At 38.9% G+C, this 19229-nt stretch carries 17 protein-coding genes; 11 read left to right on the top strand and 6 right to left on the bottom strand.

The window, feature by feature from the left end; all coding sequences use genetic code 11:
• Positions 1–84: 84 nt before the first annotated feature.
• The 3 genes from rpoC (at position 85) to POD11_RS16740 (ending at position 5386) form a co-directional block, all read left to right on the top strand.
• Positions 85–4278 (top strand): DNA-directed RNA polymerase subunit beta', encoded by a 4194-nt coding sequence (gene rpoC / locus POD11_RS16750; RefSeq protein WP_025470394.1) that lies wholly within the window; start codon positions 85–87, stop codon positions 4276–4278.
• 180 nt (positions 4279–4458) lie between these two features.
• Positions 4459–4824 carry a hypothetical protein gene (locus POD11_RS16745; RefSeq protein WP_016142414.1) on the top strand — a complete coding sequence of 122 codons (366 nt, stop codon included), beginning with the start codon at positions 4459–4461 and terminating at the stop codon, positions 4822–4824.
• A 205-nt stretch (positions 4825–5029) separates the two neighbouring features.
• Complete coding sequence (locus tag POD11_RS16740; protein ID WP_032054250.1) at positions 5030–5386, top strand: hypothetical protein; 357 nt, start codon at positions 5030–5032, stop codon at positions 5384–5386.
• 44 nt (positions 5387–5430) lie between these two features.
• On the opposite strand, the gene POD11_RS16735 is transcribed toward POD11_RS16740, so the two are convergent.
• Entirely contained in the window at positions 5431–5916 is a 486-nt protein-coding gene (locus tag POD11_RS16735) for a DUF4442 domain-containing protein (RefSeq protein WP_262458027.1), read from the bottom strand.
• A 117-nt stretch (positions 5917–6033) separates the two neighbouring features.
• On the opposite strand from POD11_RS16735, the gene POD11_RS16730 reads away from it, so the two are divergent.
• The 5 genes from POD11_RS16730 (at position 6034) to htpG (ending at position 11916) form a co-directional block, all read left to right on the top strand.
• Complete coding sequence (locus tag POD11_RS16730; RefSeq protein ID WP_262458025.1) at positions 6034–6912, top strand: alpha/beta fold hydrolase; 879 nt, start codon at positions 6034–6036, stop codon at positions 6910–6912.
• A 101-nt stretch (positions 6913–7013) separates the two neighbouring features.
• Positions 7014–8438, top strand: coding sequence for a Na+/H+ antiporter family protein (locus tag POD11_RS16725; protein WP_224992399.1), 1425 nt, complete (start codon positions 7014–7016; stop codon positions 8436–8438).
• Positions 8439–8765: 327 nt separating this feature from the next.
• Entirely contained in the window at positions 8766–9356 is a 591-nt protein-coding gene (locus POD11_RS16720) for an OmpW/AlkL family protein (RefSeq protein ID WP_239968002.1), read from the top strand.
• A 185-nt stretch (positions 9357–9541) separates the two neighbouring features.
• Entirely contained in the window at positions 9542–9895 is a 354-nt protein-coding gene (locus POD11_RS16715) for a lysozyme inhibitor LprI family protein (RefSeq protein WP_206239458.1), read from the top strand.
• A gap of 101 nt (positions 9896–9996) precedes the next feature.
• Positions 9997–11916 (top strand): molecular chaperone HtpG, encoded by a 1920-nt coding sequence (gene htpG / locus POD11_RS16710; protein WP_016142407.1) that lies wholly within the window; start codon positions 9997–9999, stop codon positions 11914–11916.
• Between the two features lie 83 nt (positions 11917–11999).
• Here htpG and POD11_RS16705 read toward each other — a convergent pair whose 3' ends face one another.
• The 3 genes from POD11_RS16705 to POD11_RS16695 all read right to left on the bottom strand — a co-directional run bounded on the left by POD11_RS16705 (position 12000) and on the right by POD11_RS16695 (position 15228).
• Positions 12000–12896, bottom strand: coding sequence for a selenocysteine synthase (locus POD11_RS16705; RefSeq protein ID WP_262458021.1), 897 nt, complete (start codon positions 12894–12896; stop codon positions 12000–12002).
• A 127-nt stretch (positions 12897–13023) separates the two neighbouring features.
• Positions 13024–14166 carry a hypothetical protein gene (locus POD11_RS16700; RefSeq protein ID WP_239967999.1) on the bottom strand — a complete coding sequence of 381 codons (1143 nt, stop codon included), beginning with the start codon at positions 14164–14166 and terminating at the stop codon, positions 13024–13026.
• A 360-nt stretch (positions 14167–14526) separates the two neighbouring features.
• A complete protein-coding gene (locus POD11_RS16695; RefSeq protein WP_224992394.1) occupies positions 14527–15228 on the bottom strand; it encodes a DsbA family oxidoreductase in 702 nt (233 codons plus the stop codon).
• A gap of 177 nt (positions 15229–15405) precedes the next feature.
• Between POD11_RS16695 and POD11_RS16690 the strand changes: the two genes are divergently transcribed.
• Positions 15406–16164, top strand: coding sequence for a hypothetical protein (locus POD11_RS16690; RefSeq protein ID WP_262458019.1), 759 nt, complete (start codon positions 15406–15408; stop codon positions 16162–16164).
• A gap of 21 nt (positions 16165–16185) precedes the next feature.
• Here the strand turns inward: POD11_RS16690 and POD11_RS16685 are convergent, their stop codons facing one another.
• Positions 16186–16551 carry a MerR family transcriptional regulator gene (locus POD11_RS16685; RefSeq protein WP_262458017.1) on the bottom strand — a complete coding sequence of 122 codons (366 nt, stop codon included), beginning with the start codon at positions 16549–16551 and terminating at the stop codon, positions 16186–16188.
• Between the two features lie 71 nt (positions 16552–16622).
• Here POD11_RS16685 and POD11_RS16680 point away from each other — a divergent pair, with 71 nt between their 5' ends.
• Together POD11_RS16680 and POD11_RS16675 are read left to right on the top strand one after the other, a co-directional pair.
• Positions 16623–17270: an RBBP9/YdeN family alpha/beta hydrolase gene (locus POD11_RS16680; RefSeq protein ID WP_262458015.1), complete on the top strand. Its 648-nt coding sequence runs from the start codon at positions 16623–16625 to the stop codon at positions 17268–17270.
• A gap of 243 nt (positions 17271–17513) precedes the next feature.
• Complete coding sequence (locus POD11_RS16675; protein WP_262458013.1) at positions 17514–18005, top strand: hypothetical protein; 492 nt, start codon at positions 17514–17516, stop codon at positions 18003–18005.
• A 44-nt stretch (positions 18006–18049) separates the two neighbouring features.
• On the opposite strand, the gene fadA is transcribed toward POD11_RS16675, so the two are convergent.
• Positions 18050–19222: an acetyl-CoA C-acyltransferase FadA gene (gene fadA / locus POD11_RS16670; RefSeq protein WP_262458011.1), complete on the bottom strand. Its 1173-nt coding sequence runs from the start codon at positions 19220–19222 to the stop codon at positions 18050–18052.
• Positions 19223–19229 lie beyond the last annotated feature (7 nt).

The raw sequence follows: 19229 nt of genomic DNA, 5'->3' as shown, positions 1-19229 counted from the left end.
CTTAAGACTCACGATTTTTTAGGTAAAAACAATATTTGTGACCCAGTCGGGTAAGCGTTGCTTCCCGACACACGGAGAAAAAAATTGAAAGACTTGCTCGATATCATGCGTAAGAAAACGGACTCAGATGGTCATGCACCAATTGAGTTTGACCGTATCCGTATTGGTCTTGCGTCACCAGAAATGATTAAGTCATGGTCTCATGGTGAAGTTAAAAAACCTGAGACAATTAACTACCGTACTTTTAAACCAGAACGTGACGGTTTGTTCTGTGCCAAAATCTTTGGTCCAGTAAAAGATTACGAATGCTTGTGTGGTAAATACAAGCGTATGAAATACAAAGGCGTCATTTGTGAAAAGTGTGGCGTTGAAGTAACTACAGCGAAAGTTCGTCGTGAACGTATGGGTCACATTGAGCTTGCTTCTCCAGTTGCACATATCTGGTTCTTAAAATCGTTACCGAGCCGTATCGGTTTATTACTTGATATGACACTACGTGATATCGAACGTGTATTGTATTTCGAATCATACGTTGTAACTGACCCTGGTATGACTCCGTTTGAAAAGTATCAACTTTTAACAGACGAAGAATACTTCAATGCACTTGAAGAGCACGGTGATGAATTCACTGCGAAAATGGGTGCAGAAGCGGTTCAGGACTTGTTGAAAGATATCGATCTTGAAGCTGAAATCGCACGTTTACGTGAAGAAATTCCTCAAACAACTTCGGAAACGAAGTTGAAAAAGGCGTCTAAGCGCTTGAAATTGATGGAAGCATTCAAAGATTCAAACAACAAGCCAGAATGGATGGTGATGAATGTACTTCCTGTACTTCCACCTGACTTACGTCCATTAGTTCCACTTGAAGGTGGTCGTTTTGCGACTTCTGACTTGAACGATTTATATCGTCGTGTCATTAACCGGAACAACCGTTTGAAGCGTCTTCTTGACCTTGCTGCTCCAGATATCATCGTACGTAACGAAAAACGTATGTTACAAGAGTCTGTAGACGCATTGCTTGATAACGGTCGTCGTGGTCGTGCGATTACTGGTTCTAACAAACGTCCATTAAAATCTTTGGCAGATATGATCAAAGGTAAACAAGGTCGTTTCCGTCAGAACTTATTAGGTAAGCGTGTTGACTATTCTGGTCGTTCGGTAATTACTGTAGGTCCTACTTTACGTCTTCACCAATGTGGTCTTCCGAAGAAAATGGCACTTGAATTATTCAAGCCATTCATTTTCGCGAAGCTACAAGCTTCGGGTCAGGCGACTACCATTAAAGCTGCGAAGAAAATGGTTGAGCGTGAGACTCCGGAAGTTTGGGACGTTCTTGCTTCTGTAATTCGTCAACATCCAGTTATGTTGAACCGTGCGCCAACACTTCACCGTTTGGGTCTTCAAGCATTTGAACCTATTCTTATTGAAGGTAAGGCAATCCGTCTTCACCCACTCGTTTGTGCTGCGTTTAACGCCGACTTCGATGGTGACCAAATGGCGGTACACGTTCCATTGACACTTGAAGCACAGTTAGAAGCTCGTGCATTGATGATGTCAACAAACAACATCTTGTCACCAGCAAACGGTGAGCCGATCATCGTTCCTTCTCAGGACGTTGTCTTGGGTCTTTACTACATCACCCGTGATGCTGTAAATGCCAAAGGTGAAGGCATGGTGTTTGCGGATACTCACGAAGTAAACCGTGCGCTTGCTACTGGTCAGGTTGCGATCCATGCACGTGTTAAAGTACGTGTACATCAGACTGTTATCAATGAAAATGGTGAACGTGAACACGAAACTATTATTGTTGATACAACTCCTGGTCGTTGTTTGCTTTGGGAAATTGTTCCACAAGGCTTAAGCTTTGACATGATCAACCTTGAGATGACTAAAAAGAACATCTCTAAATTGATCAACTCTTGCTACCGTAAACTTGGTTTGAAAGATACAGTTATCTTTGCTGACCAATTAATGTACTTGGGCTTCCGTCAAGCGACTCGTTCAGGTGTATCTGTAGGTATGGAAGACATGCTCATTCCACCTACTAAGCACACTATTATTGATAAAGCAGAAACAGAAGTTCGTGAAATCGAACAACAGTTCGAACAAGGTTTCGTAACTGCTGGTGAGCGTTATAACAAAGTTGTCGATATCTGGGCGCGTACAAACGACCAAGTTGCGAAAGCAATGATGGATAACTTGTCTTATACACTTGTGAAAAACAAACAAGGTGAAGACGAGAAGCAAAAATCATTCAACAGCATCTATATGATGTCTGACTCTGGTGCCCGTGGTAGTGCGGCGCAGATTCGTCAGCTTGCTGGTATGCGTGGTTTGATGGCAAAACCGGATGGCTCGATTATTGAGACTCCGATTAAAGCGAACTTCCGTGAAGGTTTAACAGTACTTCAGTACTTTATTTCAACACACGGTGCGCGTAAAGGTTTGGCCGATACAGCATTGAAAACTGCGAACTCTGGTTACTTGACTCGTCGTCTTGTAGACGTAGCGCAAGACTTGGTAATTACTGAACCTGACTGTGGTACAGCGGGTGGTTTAGTAATGACTCCATTCATTCAAGGTGGTGATGTCATCGAGCCATTACGTGATCGCGTTTTAGGTCGTGTAACTGCTGAAGATGTACGTCGTGCATCTGATGATGAAGTTGTATTACCTCGTGGTACGTTAATTGACGAGAAAATCGCAGCTCAGCTTGAAGAAGCTGGTGTCGATGAAGTTAAAGTACGCTCTGTAATCGCATGTGAATCAACATTCGGTGTATGTGCTCGTTGTTATGGTCGTGACCTTGCACGTGGTCACTTGGTGAACCCAGGTGAATCAGTAGGTGTAATGGCTGCACAATCAATTGGTGAGCCAGGTACACAGTTAACGATGCGTACGTTCCACGTTGGTGGTGCTGCGAGCCGAACTTCTGCTGCAAACAGTGTTCAAGTACGTAACAAAGGTACTGTACGTTTCCATAACGTGAAAACTGTACAACATGCAAAAGGCCATTTGGTTTCAGTTTCACGTTCAGGTGAAATTGGTATTGCCGATGATTTAGGTCGTGAGCGCGAGCGTTATAAACTTCCTTACGGTGCAAGCATCTTGTTGAAAGATGGTGAAGCTGTAGAAGCTGGCGGTATCGTAGCGACTTGGGATCCGCATACACATCCATTGGTAACAGAAGTTGCCGGTAAAGCGCGTTTCAGCCAAATCGCTGATGGCGTAACTGCAACATCGAAAACTGATGATGCAACTGGTATGACTACTGTTGAAATCTTGCCTGTAACAGCTCGTCCTGCTTCTGGTAAAGATTTACGTCCTGCAATCGTGTTGGATACAACAGATGGCGGCGAACAGTTCTACTTCTTGCCACAAAACACAATCGTAACTGTCCGTGATGGCGAAACGATCGGTGTGGGTGACGTTATTGGTCGTGTACCACAAGAAACATCACGTACTCGTGATATTACCGGTGGTCTTCCACGTGTAGCTGACTTGTTCGAAGCGCGTAAGCCAAAAGAACATGCGATTCTTGCTGAAGTATCAGGTGTTGTAAGCTTTGGTAAAGAAACTAAAGGTAAAAACCGTTTAGTGATTACTCCTGATGATGGTTCTGAGATTTACGAAGAGTTGATTCCAAAATGGCGTCAAATCAACGTGTTCGAGGGCGAGCATGTGAACCGTGGTGAGACTATTTCTGATGGTCCACAAAACCCACATGACATCTTGCGTTTGAAAGGTGAAGTTGCGTTAACTAACTACATCGTGAATGAAGTTCAAGACGTTTACCGTCTCCAAGGTGTAAAAATCAACGATAAGCACATTGAAGTTATCGTACGTCAAATGTTGCGTAAAGTTGATATCACTGATGGCGGTGATACAAGCTTCATTAAAGGCGAGCAAGTGGATTACATCCGCGTTGTTCAAGAGAACCAAGCTGTCTTGGCTCAGAACAAATTCCCTGCGAAGTTTGAACGTCAATTAATGGGTATTACTAAAGCATCGCTTTCTACTGACTCATTCATCTCTGCTGCATCGTTCCAGGAAACAACTCGTGTGTTAACTGAAGCGGCTGTAACAGGTAAAGAAGATGATTTACGTGGCTTGAAAGAAAACGTTGTAGTAGGTCGCTTGATCCCAGCAGGTACTGGTCTTGCATACCACTTAGAACGTCGTCGTCAAGAAGCAGAAGCTGCGGAACATGAGCTTCATAATGACTTCAGCGAAGTAGACCAAGCATTCAGCCAAGCATTAAACTCAGAACAATTCTAAGTTTAAAATGGCACTAAAAAAGGCACCTCAGGGTGCCTTTTTTATTGATCTTTATTTTTAACAATAAAAAGTTGTCATTACATAAATATCTTAAAGAGCCATTATTTTATTACTTAATCAGGATAAAGACTCCACAAAAACACATTAGGCTACCTGCATATGAAGACTGGAGTAAATCTAATGAAAAAAATGATGATGATTGTTAGTGTTGGCCTGATGTCAACAACTTTATTCGTTGGTTGCCAAAATGCTAGCCCAGAAAGTAAACGTATTGGTTCGGCAGCGATTGGTGGTGGTGCAGGCGGTGCAGTAGGAAAACATGTGGGCGGTAATATTGGTGCTGGCTTGGGAGCGGCACTCGGCGCAGGTGTTGCAGCTAATGCCAAAGGATCTAGCAGTAAAACAGTACGTAACAGTGCAATTGGTGCAGGTTTAGGCGCAGTTTTAGGTGGAGCTATCATCGGCGGTGATACTGGCGCAGCGGCTGGAGGAGCACTTGGTGGTAGTGCGGGCGCGGCTTATGAAGAGAAGAAAGGAAAATACTAAAAGTATCCTTAATAAGATTTAAATCAAAGAAGCCTTTATATGAATAGAGGCTTCTTTTTTATAATTAAAATTTAGGTTAATACGTAAAAAGGAAGAGTTTTACAAAATCTCAATCGATTAGGACAGACGAATAACACAATCTGATCAAATTCCTCATAAAAGAGGATTATTCTTTTCATTAGGACAAATAGTAGTGAGTACGGTCATGAAAAAAACAATTGGATTAGTTTCTGCTTTAATGTTGTCTACACTTATGTTCACAGGCTGTCAAAATATGAGCCCATCTGACCAGCGTATTGGTGCAGCGGCAGCAGGTGGAGCACTTGGTGGTGGCTTAGGCAACCATGTCGGTGGCGGTGTTGGCGCTGGTTTAGGTGCAGCAGTCGGTGCTGGCGTAGGTTCTAATACCCAAGGTGGTAGTAAACAGACAACTACCAAGAGCGCAATTGGTGCCGGTATTGGTTCTGTCGTAGGTAAAGCATTGATTGGCGGTGACTCTGGCGCTGCTATTGGTGGTGCAATCGGTGGTGGTGCTGGTGCAGCAATTGAAGAGAAAAAATAAAAGGTTTACAGATTTATAAAATAAGCGCTAATAAGCGCTTATTTTTATTGAGGGAAAGGCTTAGCTTTTTTACGTCTGATATAAAGTGTTTTTTGAACATCTGCAATTCGTACCCCGGATTCATCAAAAATATTTAGATGATAAGTTCTTAAAACAGGGGCGTAGTTTTCGGCAAGCTCACGAATTTGTTCAATTTCGGCTAAATCTACTCGAATGTCTGCATGTACAGTACTGCGACCAGGCGAAAGAAAATTAATTTCAGCAGCTTTATCCCAAACAATATACTTTGATCCGAGATGATGCATAAGAATCATCATATAAAATGGGTCAACCATTGAATACAGACTTCCACCAAAATGTGTACCGACTAAATTTTGGTTTTTCCAAGTCAGCGGCATCTTTACACGCACATGGCAAAGTTCTAAATTCATGATTTCAATATAAATCCCCGCACCACGATAAGGGGGATAGTGATTAAATAGAAATTTGGAAATCGTAGGATTGTTCTGAAGTCTTCTTAAAATAGCCATAATAGTCAATTTTTTTTATTGCAACAGTATTCATACTAGATAAGTATCATCTTTTTTATATTGATGGCAATGCTCTATCCGACTAACGACATGATCGATTGAAAAACAAGATAGGAAATGATTATGCAGCCAAAAGTTCATACAGTAACAACAAGTGATCAACAAACGCTTTATGCTAAAGCATGGGGTGATGAAAAAAATATTCCCTTGGTTTTAGTACATGGCTATCCAGACAATCAAGAAGTATGGGAATCAATCATTGAGCATTTGATCAATGACTTCTACATTGTTACTTACGATGTGCGTGGAGCAGGTTTGTCATCTATACCAAAACGTATACGCGATTATCGTTTAGAGCGTTTATCTTTAGATTTACAAGAAGTGGTAGATGAGTTATTACCAAATCGCCAATTCCATATGGCTGCACATGATTGGGGTTCTATTCAGTCTTGGGAATCGGTCACTGAGCCTAAATTTAAAGGACGTTTATTATCATACACAACCATTTCTGGGCCATGTCTTGATCATGCCGCTTTATTTTTGCGTGATAAATTTAAATCTTCGCCAGCCCAAATCTTAAAAATATTAACCAAATCTTGGTATATCGGGGCATTTCATCTTCCACTGCTCGCACCCACAGTATGGTCTCTTTTTACTCCAGAAAAATGGGGTAAAATTCTTACTCAATTAGAAAGAAAAAATAATTTACCTTTAAATAATAATATTAATGCTGATGGTAAATATGGCATTAATTTATATCGTGCCAATTTTATTCCTCGTTTAACTGGCCCACGTCAACGTTATGCACAGTGCCCAGTAAAAGCGGTTATTTTAAAATATGATACGTTTGTGAGCCCTGAATACATCACTGAGGCTATGCCGCAGTGGGTTGAAAATTTTGAATATGTAGAGCTTGAGGCAAATCACTGGGCCATTCTGAGTGAGCCTGAGAAAATAGCCACTCATATTCGTGAATTTATTAAAGCTCAAGCTTAAGAATAGAATGACTGCATAAAACTGTTAATTCGGCGATATTTTCGGCTTCATAGATATGAATCTGCTAGAATATCGCCTTTTGTTTTGCTCTGAACTTATTCATGAATGCTGTCGTTATTGCGATTGCAGTGATGTTCTTATTATCACTGGCGCGCGTTTCTGTCGTACTGACTTTAGTGGTTTCTGCCATTGTGGGCGGCCTCGTAGCAGGTTTAAGCCTTTCTCAAACCGTTGAAGCTTTTAACGCTGGTCTTGGCGATGGTGCTGAAGTTGCACTTGCCTATGCAGTGTTAGGAGCATTTGCTCTGGCACTTTCAAAATCTGGATTACCTGATTTACTTGCCCATAAGCTGATTGGTTTATTGGGAATGGAAGCTGGAAAAAGCCGTCAGACTAAAGTGAAATATCTACTTTTAGGTATTTTATTAATTTCTGCTATTTTCTCTCAAAACCTTATTCCAGTTCATATTGCTTTTATTCCTGTATTGGTTCCACCCCTATTAAAGGTAATGAACCATCTAAAATTAGACCGCCGAGCAGCAGCTTGTGTGCTTACGCTAGGGTTAGTAGGTACTTATATCTTTCTTCCAGTTGGATTCGGTGCAATTTTCCTTGAACAGATTTTGATGGGAAATATTAACAAGATTGGCGCGGCGTACGGCCTACATGTTGATCGGGCAATGATGCCAATTGGCATGGCTATTCCTGTTTTAGGTATGGTGTTAGGCACCTTGGTTGCGGTATTTATTAGTTATCGCAAACCAAGAATTTATGTCGATCGTGCAATTACCCCTGTGGCTACGATTGATTTAGATAAACCTCTTCGCGCAACGACCCAAGTTGAAACAGCAGACTTAAAAGCAGACGCGGAAGAGCTAAAGCATGAAGCAGAGCAAGCACCAGTTATTGCAAAGAAAACGATCTTGATGGCATTACTTGCAATTGGCTTGACGCTTGCCGCACAGCTGTATTCAGGTTCAATGATTTTGGGTGGTTTAGTCGGTTTTGCTGTTCTATCTACTGCCGGAATTTTTAAATGGCAAGATGCAGATGATGTCTTTGTACAAGGCATGCGAATGATGGCTTTAGTCGGTTTCATCATGATTTCTGCTGCCGGTTTCGCCTCGGTCATGACCCATACTGGTGATATTAATCAGTTAGTAAATGGGGTAGTCGAGATTATCGGAGATAATCGTGCACTTGCTGCTTTCTTAATGCTTTGTATTGGCTTATTTGTGACAATTGGTATTGGTTCATCTTTCTCAAGTGTTCCTGTATTAGCGGTTATTTATGTGCCTTTATGTGTGCAATTTGGTTTCTCTCCATTAGCAACGATTGCACTTATTGGTACGGCAGCAGCATTAGGTGATGCTGGATCACCAGCTTCTGACTCAACTTTAGGACCAACAGCTGGTTTGGGAGTAGATGGTCAACATGACCATATTTGGGATACAGTAGTCCCTACCTTTATTCACTTTAATATTCCGCTATTAATTTTTGGCTGGATTGCTGCCATGGTTTTATAGTTTTTTATAAAATATTAAAATATAAACCTTCTTAATCATAATCTTTAGATTTAAATTAAGAAGGTTTTTTATTGCTTAAATAAAATATGTATTTTAAATAAATTATATTAAAATACTCAGAATTGAAAGTATATTAAAATGGTTGGTAATATAAAATAATCTTGATTAATATAGTTGGAATTAAAACCTATTAAAATAGTTGGTTAATATATAATTTTATTTAAAACAGATATTTAAAAATAAATAATAAAATAATTTTATAATGAGTATTGCATGGTTTTAAAATAAATGTTTATTATAAATATAAATAAGGTTGGAGATATTAAAGTGCTCAAAAAAGCTTTGGTTATTGCATTAATGGGGGTTTCTTCTTTTACTTTTGCCGGTAACTGGCAAGTGAAATTTGGTGGCAGTTTTATTGCTCCCTCAGAAGATACGACCACACCTTTAGGTGTAGTAAAAGCAGATCAAGAATATGCATTTACACCATCGGTAGAATACTTTTTTGGTCAATCTCCATTTTCAGCAGAGTTATTGTTAGCAACACCAGTTAATCATGATGTTTTGTTAGATGGTAAAAATGCGGCACGTATTAAACAGTTACCGCCAACAATTACTGCAAAGTATCATTTTAAAAACTCGACTCGTTTTACCCCATATATTGGTATCGGTGCGACAGCATTTATTCCTTGGGATGAACAAGGAGCGGCTGTAAAAGTTAAAGAAGATTTTGGTGTAGCAGGACAAGTTGGTTTTAATTTCCAACCTGCTGATGCTAAAAACTGGGGTGTATTTGTAGACGTTCGTTATGCTGATATTAGTCCTGAGGTAACAATTGATCCATCAATTGCTGACTACAAGTTTGATTTAGATATTAATCCTTTTGTTTACACACTAGGTTATAGCTATAAATTCTAAGCATAATAATAAATAGAAAAATATAATAATAAACCTAGACTCAGGCACCTCACATATATTTTATGTGAGGTTTTTTTATGCACTTTATTTGCACTAAAAAAGCATAAAACAGACAGTTTTATACATATTTTCTGCAAGTTTTTTTCTAAACTAATTTCTATTCATTACAAGCATGGGAATAAAACATGAATAACAAATTAGCCATTTGTTTCGCACTTCTGAGCGGTATTGCTTTTACACAAAGTTCACAAGCTGCGAGTTTTTCGTGTGATGCTGCAAAAACGAAAACGGAAAAAAGTATTTGTAAAAATCGCTCTTTAAATGATGCTGATGTAAAAATGGCAACAACGTATCAAATTGTCCTGCATGCTTTACCGATGGGTGGTCGTGATAGTCAGAAAGATGCTCAATACCAATGGTTGAAAAAGCGAAATGCTTGTGCGGCTAGCGTAAGTTGTATTAGCAAAGCTTATCAACAACGCCAAAAACAGTTAGACACGATATTGCAAGATAGAGTGTTAAGCCACGGTCCGTTTTAATTAGAGCAAAAATTTTTAATATTCAGGATTGAAAAATTCTAGAAGTACTCCATTCATAAAGCATTCGAGAACAAACAGCTTCAAAATTTAAGGAGTGATTTATGAGTGAACAAGCATCACAAAATTATAGTTTCCAAGCAGAAGTTGCACAGCTTTTACATTTAGTGACGCATTCTCTCTATTCTAACCCTGAGATTTTCTTACGTGAGCTTATCTCTAATGCATCAGATGCATGTGATAAGTTGCGTTTTGAAGGAATTAATCATCCTGAATATTATGAAAATGATCCAGACTTGCATGTACGAATCAGCTTAAATAAAGAAGATAAGACCTTAACAATTTCTGATAACGGTATTGGTTTAAGCCAACAAGAAGCAATTGATAACTTAGGTACGATTGCGAAGTCAGGTACTAAAGATTTCATGTCAAAATTGACGGGCGATCAAAAAGCAGATGCTCAATTGATTGGTCAATTTGGTGTTGGTTTTTATTCAGGTTTTATTGTTGCCGATAAAATTACGGTTGAATCACGCCGTGCGGGTCTAGATGCATCTGAAGGGGTGCGCTGGATTAGTGGCGGTACAGGTGAGTTTGAAGTTCAGCAAATTGATAAGGCTTCACGTGGTACCGACATTATTCTTCACTTACGTGATGACGCGCTTGACTATCTAGAGTCTTATAAAGTTAAGCAGATCGTTAATAAATACTCTGACCACATTAGCTTGCCAATTGAAATGCAAAAAGAAGTTTGGCAGGAAGAAGAGGTTGCTGAAGGGGAAGAGCCTAAAGGCGGCCAAATGGTCAAAACTGACGAGTGGGAAGCAATTAACTCGGCAAGTGCATTATGGACACGTAACAAGAGTGAAGTCACGGAAGAGCAATATGTTGAGTTCTATAAAAACTTAACGCATGACTTTGAAGCACCACTGGCTTGGGCACATAACCGTGTTGAAGGTAGTACTGAATATACGCAATTACTTTATATTCCAAGTAAAGCACCACATGACATTTTTACACGAGAAGCAAAAGCGGGAATTAAGCTATATGTAAAACGTGTCTTTATTATGGATGATGCGGATAATTTAATTCCAAACTATTTACGCTTTGTTCAAGGTGTTGTGGATAGTGCGGATTTACCGCTTAATGTTAGCCGTGAGTTGTTGCAAGAAAGCCGTGATGTCAAAACAATTCGTGAAGGTAATGCGCGCCGTGTATTAACTTTGCTTGATGGTTTAGCTAAATCAGAAGATGAAAAAGACCAAGAAAAATTCAAGACCTTCTACAGTGAGTTTGGCTCAGTAATTAAAGAAGGCTTGGGTGAAGACTTTGGTAACCGCGAACGTATTTTAAAATTATTACGTTATGCAACATCGACAAATGATGAAGTGACGACTTCTTTTGCCGATTATAAGGCACGCATGAAAGAGGGCCAAAAAGCCATCTATTATGTGACTGCTGATAGCTTAGCGGCAGCGAAAAACTCACCACAGTTAGAGTTGTTCAAGAAAAAAGGCATTGAAGTATTATTAATGGCAGAGCGTGTTGACGAGTGGGCAATGAATTTTGTTCATGAGTTTGACGGTACGCCATTAAAGAATGTATCTAAAGGCGCGGTTGATTTAGGCGACTTGCAAGATGCTGAAGAGAAAAAGGCACTTGAGGAAGCAGCTGAACAGTTTAAGCCTGTTGTTGAGAAATTAAGTGACTCATTGAAAGCTAAAACTAAAGAAGTACGTGTAACGACGCGTCTAGTTGATTCTCCCGCGTGTTTAGTAACGAGCGAAGGTGAGTTATCTCCTCAACTCATTCGTATGCTGAAACAAGCAGGGCAAGCGGTGCCGGAAATTAAACCGATTTTAGAAATTAACCCTGAGCATCCTTTAGTGAAGAAACTTGATGGGTCAGAGCAGTTTGATGACTTGGCAAACGTGATTTTCGATCAGGCTGTCATTGCTGAAGGTGGTTTACCAGAAGACCCTGCTGCTTATGTAAAACGTATTAATAGCTTATTGCTGAAGTAATTTAGCTTAAAAAAAAGCCTCTGAATGTTCAGGGGCTTTTTTGTGGATAAAGAAAGAGTTATCCACAACTTGATGATATTTGGCTAAAAATTAGCTTCTATATTCATTTGGACACTAAGCTGATGCTTAGAGTCATCATCAAGATGGTTAAAAAAATTAAGATCATTTTGCATAAAAATCCAATCTCTCCATATTGGTTGTCGCCATGAAATGTAGGGACCCCAACTATTGAGTCGGATATCATTTTTGGTGTAAATGCCACCGCTATACACACCGTAAGTCAGACTATTATTTTTTACAAACTCAAATTGCTGGAAAGTCCAGTTACCCCAGTTGTAATCTTCATTTTCACTCTTATTCACATTAAATTTGTTAGCGAAAAGGGTATTGTCTTGCATTTTCTGCGTTAAATTTAGGGTAGTTTCCGAGTAATTTCGCCTAGTAGAGCCGTAACGAAAGATCTGTTCTGTATCAATGCTAATGTTATGTCTCAAATTCCATTTTTTCTTTGCTAAAAATTGTACATAAACATCGTTTTCTGAGTTTGAGCCTAAATCAAGGTCATTTTCAAAAGGCATCCATGTTGAAATGGTGGCCCAGCTCGCACTCAGTGGATTTGTGACTGAAACCTGGGTTGATGAGTTCTTCTTCTTTCTCTTACCCAAAGCTTTATAAGTTTGTTCAGGCTGAGTCGCACGTTTCCATAACGTATCATTTCCGAATACAGCCATCAGCTCTTGAATTAAATTGGCATCAGATAAGGTATTGTTTGGCTCTACTTCACAAGGAGAGAGTGAAAGTGATTGTTTTTTTACTTGAGCGAAACTTGTAGAAGAGTGGGGATAACGCCGTGACCTTTTATGTTTTAGAGAGTGATAAAAAAATTGAGAATAGGGAAGTAAAGCCAACACACCCAAACTATAAATACAAATGAAGATAGCCGATCTATTTTGAAATGAAAAAGAAGAAAATTGATTCATTTTTAAGGAGAAGGAATCAAAAATAAAAAATTAGAACAGTACTTTAGAAGGCTAAGCTTAAAATTTTATTTAAAAGTATTTTATGATTCATCACCTTGGATGAGGTTCCAAGGTGACGTTGGCTAGCTTAAAAAAGTGCTTCTAAGCGTAAGAAGGTACTGACAAAATGATTGCGATCTTCGCGGTGGTCATTAAAGTAATTTACATCGCCTTGTACAAAGAACCATTCACGTAAAACGGGTTGACGCCATGAAACAAACGGACCCCAACTGTTTAAACGCAAGTCATTGTCGTTGTAATAACCACTTGTATAAATACCATAGTTAAAACGGTTATTTGCAAAGAAACTGTGCTCACGGAAAGTTCTATTTTCCCAAGCTAAATCATCGTCTTGATCATCAGCATAAGTTAAGCTGAACTGATTTGATAAAAACGGTTGATTCGGTCTGGCATGTGTAAGTTCAAGATTGGTACGTAAATAGTTTTCGCTGTCTATTCCATAACGATAAATTTGCTCAGCATAGAATTTAAAATCATTACGGAGTTGCCAATCTCTTGATGCTTTTAAACGAACATAAATATCGTCTCCAGAACGGATACCTAAGTCTGCATCGGTTTCAAAAGGCAGTTTTTTAGAGAAATTTGACCAACGTAAAGCAATCGAGCTGTTGTCATCTCGAGTTCGTTTACCATCTAATTTTTTGTTTGGATCTTGATTCGGGTTCTGATTAATATTGGCTGGACTGTTATTAAATTCATCATCTAAAGAGTCATCACCAAATACCACACTTAGACGTTTTTCTAGTGTAGGGAGCTTAATCTTACCGCGAATTCTGGGCTTAATTTCAAAGTTGTCGTATTCATTCCAATAGTTGTCGACCATTACCCGAATGGTTGCTGTTGCTGGTTTTTGTGGATCGACGTCGCCAAACCAATCATCAATTTTTTCAGAAGTACGATCGGCCCAATTACGAATTTTCTTTTGTTTACGGTCAACCCAAGTTTGATCTTCTGTTTGTTCGGTAGGTGGAACAATAGGTTGATTAGACTGCTCTGGAAAAATGGTTGGAGTTGCGTCCACCCAACGCGGTATTTTATCTAATACATTTTCATCTGTAGAGGCTTCGGTTTGTACTCCAGCTGATGTACTCCCTACTTGTTGGTTTACAGAAGAAGAGGTGGTCTCTGCATGAGTGATGCATACTGAACCAAATCCAATTGTTAAAAGTGCAAAAAGCTGCCGGTACGGCATTACATGAAATGTTTTCATATCTATCTTTATGTTTTGTTGTTGTTTCCACTTTTGTTGATTTTTCTAATAAAATCAAGAGGGCGACACAAAAGTTAAGTAAATTTAACTTTTTTTACATATTTGAAATAAAGGAAAAAGTTTAAGCTATTAGCCATTATTTTTAGCCAAAAAAAATCCCCCATTACTGGAGGATGATAGATCAAGGAAACTTCAAATTCCGATCATTAAACACATAAAAAACAGAACATTACAGCGCGAATATTCTAAGCGGCAATAATAAACTGATTTTTGGCAATTGGGTAGTTCTTTTTTTAGAACGCTCTATTGCTAAAATGATGATAAAACATACGATTTGATCACATTTTTAAATGTGTTCATTTATTTCTGTGGAATATCACATGATTCATCAGTACAAACAGCTGCATCATCTTGCTCAACTTCTTCAGTATTTGCCTTGATTTGCGCTTTTTCTAAGACTTGTAAAAAGACTTCACGAGGTTGAGCGCCAGCAAGAGCAATTCTTTGATCAAATACAAAAAATGGTACACCAGTTACATTGAGTTGTTCACGTGCAATTTTTTCATCATGGCGGACAAAGTCAGCTAGTTCATTAGTATCTAATACATACTCAACTTCGGCATTATCAAGGCCAATACGTGATGCAATTTCTTCTACAACTTCACGCTCGCCAATTGCGAGGCCTTCAGTCATATAAGCATGAAAAAACGCTTCTTTAGCTTCATTACCTAAACCTTTACTTTGAGCAAGGTGAATAATGCGGTGTGCATTGAAACTATTGCCTGAGTTCGCCTTTTGCCATTGGAAATCAATACCTTCAGAGGCAGCCATGGCCGCAATATTGCGCTCCATTTCTTCCATCTCTTCATAAGTACGGCCATATTTTTTAGCTAAGCGCTCAGTATTCGAAGTGTCATGTTTTGCTGGCGCATCAGGATCTAATTCAAAACTATGCCAGTGGATTTCAAGATCAATACCGGCTTCAGCAGCTACATGTTCAAGACGTTTTTTGCCGATATAACAGAAAGGGCAAACTACATCAGACCAGACATCAACACGCATGGGAGAATCTCATAAATTTTAATTACCCATCATAATAGGGATGATGGATAAGGATTTAAAGCTTTGAGTAGCGAATACAGTGTTGCGTATTGTGAAATAAATGGCATATAAAGAAGAATAAGCTCTATTTTATAACTATAAAGAGCAAAACTATAAGAATGGAAATAGGAGGTGTGTATGCGCCGAGTTTTGATTGCGATTGCAAGTCTGATTGTTATCACAAGTATTATTTTTTTCACCTATCAACATATCAAGCATCAGCAGGCCAAAGACAGTAGTCAAATATTTGATGTCGTCATGACTGAAAAAATGAATCAGCTTTATGAACAAGCGCAAGATTGGTCTAAACCTGTCCAGCTCGATGTTCATGATAAACGTTTAGCAGGACACTATAAGCAAATTTCAGAATTTCTATTAAGTTATTGGATTCAAAATATTAATGCACGAAATGCATATTTAAGAGAGCTCAAAGCAGCCAAATGGGACACTTTTTTAAATGTGGACCGGTTAGATCTTGATAAAAAGCAAAAATTTGTAGAAACCGAAAAGATGCTAGCTGATGTTCGTACAGCTTCGAATCAGTATCAAACTGAATATGAAAAAATTCATAAAACTTTCTTAGCAAAGGTTCAAGAATTATCTGTTGATGCAGAGATGAGGCAACTGCTCGAAATGAAATTGGGAACTCAGCAAAAAGCAGATCAAGACCATGCAATTTTTATGATTGAACTACAAATTTTGGATAAAGCGGAACAAATGTTTAAGCTTCTAAAAAATTATGAATGGCAAAAGAAAGATCAGATGATTCTTTTTCATGAAAATGCTCAGGTCAAAAAGTTTAATGGGCTTTATCAAGACGTTCTGAAGCTGAATGCAAAAATTGAAAAAATTAAGAAAAGGAATGTAGCTTCACTCGAAGGAGATTTAAAAGAATAAGCAGAGTATGAGCATCAAGAATTATAGTTTGGTGCTCTCGGCTTTTCCTTTGGTTAAAAAAGATTGTAATAAACTTTGAGAAGTTTGCAGTTTGTTTAACTGCTCAGACACGTGCATGAGCTCAGTTTGTAGTTTTTCTTGAACCACTGAACACAGTGTAAATACATGTTCATCTAAATCAAAACAAGGTAGCAAAACCTGAATATCTTTTAAGTGCATGCCTGCATCATTTAATATTTTAATTTTCTTAATATTTTCAATATCTTTTTGCGTATAGCTTCGATAGTTATTGCTCGCTCGATGAGGCTTTATAAGGCCTAAACTCTCGTAATAACGCAGCATTCGAGGACTTACTTTTGTGAGTTCTGAAACTTTAGCTAAGTTCATAAAATGGGGTTGACCTTAACAGTGGTGTCATAGTTTAGCATGTTTTTATCTTTCAAAATGGTACTTGTTCCATGATGAGAAAACTCATTTTATTGGTGTTATTCGGATTAATGTCATTTGTTGCGAATGCCGAAACACTTGAACTTCAGGAGAAGAACATGCGTCAAATATTTGTGCTTCACGGTTACTCTGCTTCTATCGATGATCATTGGTTTCTAGATTTAAAACATCAAATAGAAGATGAATATACGACTGTCACTCTAATCCCATTTCCAGATTCTGAGAACCCTGATGTAGAGGCATGGCAGAAAGTTTTAGATCAACAGATCCCGAGCGTGGATGAAAATACCTATTTTGTTGCGCACAGTTTAGGGGTAATTACGTTACTGCACTTTTTGCAAAGACATGAGTATCAAAATATTGGAGGAATGATTTTAGTATCCGGATTCTCTGGTTTCATTTCAGATTCTTCTGTACTTAATAGTTATATAACGAAGAGTAAAGTCGATACAAATGACTTTAAGGGCATAAAGAAAAAGCTAGTGTATTTGTCCGATAATGATGATTTAGTTCCGCCAAAACTGACGATTGAATTGGCGAAAGAAATTGATGCGCCGTACATTACCGTTCCTAATGGCGGACATTTTTTAGGTAGAGAAGGTTATACGAAATTTCCGCAATTAGTTGATTCTTTAAAAGAGATGTTAGAGAGCCAATAAAATTTATAAGATAAATCGCACTCTATAATCTGAACACTTTTGTTCAAGTTGTAGAGTGTTTTATTAGAATACGGTTTTAATAAATAGAAGAACCCTACTATTACATTAAAAAATTTAATTATATTTACCGTTTATCTGAGCATTACTGAATCAAATTTGACTTTGCTGTAGCCTATTTATAGATACTTTTAATTTAATCAGCATCTTTTAAGTGAAATAAGGTGACTGATTTTGGAGCAAGTTATGAACTTTCTAAAACAATCAGCTTTTATTGCTGCATTTGCTTTTATGGGTTTACCGACTGTTCAAGCAGGAGACGTGGCTACTTTACCCACAATTCGCGTTATGGCCGAATCCGAGTTACGTGAAGAAGTCGGTTTTGTCCCATTTCAAGAAGATAAAAAAGTACGTCAGGCGCTACAGCATCATGAGTACAAAACGCATTACGATATACAAAATGCTTTAGTTCCTGAAGGTATGACTTCGGTAGATTATCAGCCTGTCATGGCACAACCAGATTTGTCCCAACTTTCTCCATTCTTAAAAGAATATATTTTGGCGGTAGCGGGTGGAATACAGTCTTCTGATCCAACCAACGGCATTTTTGAAATGCTAAAAGATTTGAATATTAATCGAAGTAATGTCGACGCTTATCGTGAGGGTACGATGAAAGTGAATATTCAAGATATTAGAGATTTACAGCAAAAAATTAAAGATGGTCTTCAAGGCCATTAAAAAAATCCCCGCATTGAGCGGGGATTTTTTTATCTTGGTGTTAATTAAACACGTTCGATCACTGTTGCAATACCTTGACCAAGGCCGATACACATGGTCGCAAGACCAATTTGAGTATCTTGTTGTTCCATTACGTTTAACAACGTAGTGGTGATACGTGCACCAGAACAGCCTAGTGGGTGACCCAAAGCAATCGCACCACCATTTAAGTTCACGATGTCTTGTTTGTCATAAAGACCTAAGCCTTTAAGAACAGACAAACCTTGTGCAGCAAATGCTTCATTTAACTCAACAGTCTGGATATCGGCAATTGATAAGCCAGCACGTTTAAGCGCTTTTTGAGTTGCTGGAACTGGACCATAACCCATGATTGCTGCGTCACAGCCTGCAACCGCCATAGAGCGAATCACAGCGCGTGGTTTTAAACCTAACGCTTGTGCGCGTTCAGCAGACATAAGTAACATAGCAGAAGCACCATCAGATAAAGCTGAAGATGTAGCAGCAGTTACAGTACCACCTTTAGGGTCAAATACAGGACGTAATGCTTTGAATGCTTCAAGGTTTGCATCTGGACGAATTACTTCGTCGATGTCGCAAAGGATTTTAAAGCCATTTGTATCATGGCCTTCAACACCAACGATTTCGTTTTTGAAACGACCTTCTTGAGTTGCAGCCCAAGCACGGCGGTGAGATTCAACACCAAAAGCATCTTGCTCTTCACGGCTAATGCCATTCATACGACCTAACATTTCAGCTGTTAAGCCCATCATGTTAGATGCTTTTGCATAGTGTTTAGAAGCTTCTGGGTTTAAGTCGATGCCGTGCATCATACCTACGTGGCCCATGTGCTCTACACCACCAATAATGAAGATATCACCTTGGTTTGTTGCAATCTGTGCAGCAGCAGTGTGAAGCGCTTGCATAGAAGAACCACAAAGACGGTTTACTGTTTGACCAGCAACAGTTTTTGGTAAGTCAGCCAATAAGCCGATGTTACGGCCAATGTTCATACCTTGTTCTAGGGTCTGGTTTACACAGCCCCAGATCAGGTCTTCAACTTCGTTTACATCAAACTGGTTACGAGCAACGAGTGCACGAACCAATTCAGCAGATAAGCTGTCAGCACGTACATTACGGAACATACCGTTTTTGGTTTTACCCATTGCAGAACGTACGCCATCAACGATGACAACGTCACGTGGATTTAAAGTAGCCATTCACGTT

The organism is Acinetobacter sp. P1(2023), assembly GCF_028367635.1.
GTDB lineage: Bacteria > Pseudomonadota > Gammaproteobacteria > Pseudomonadales > Moraxellaceae > Acinetobacter > Acinetobacter pittii_E.
Note: the sequence above shows the minus strand (reverse complement) of the source record. Positions and strands in the feature narration are given on the sequence as shown.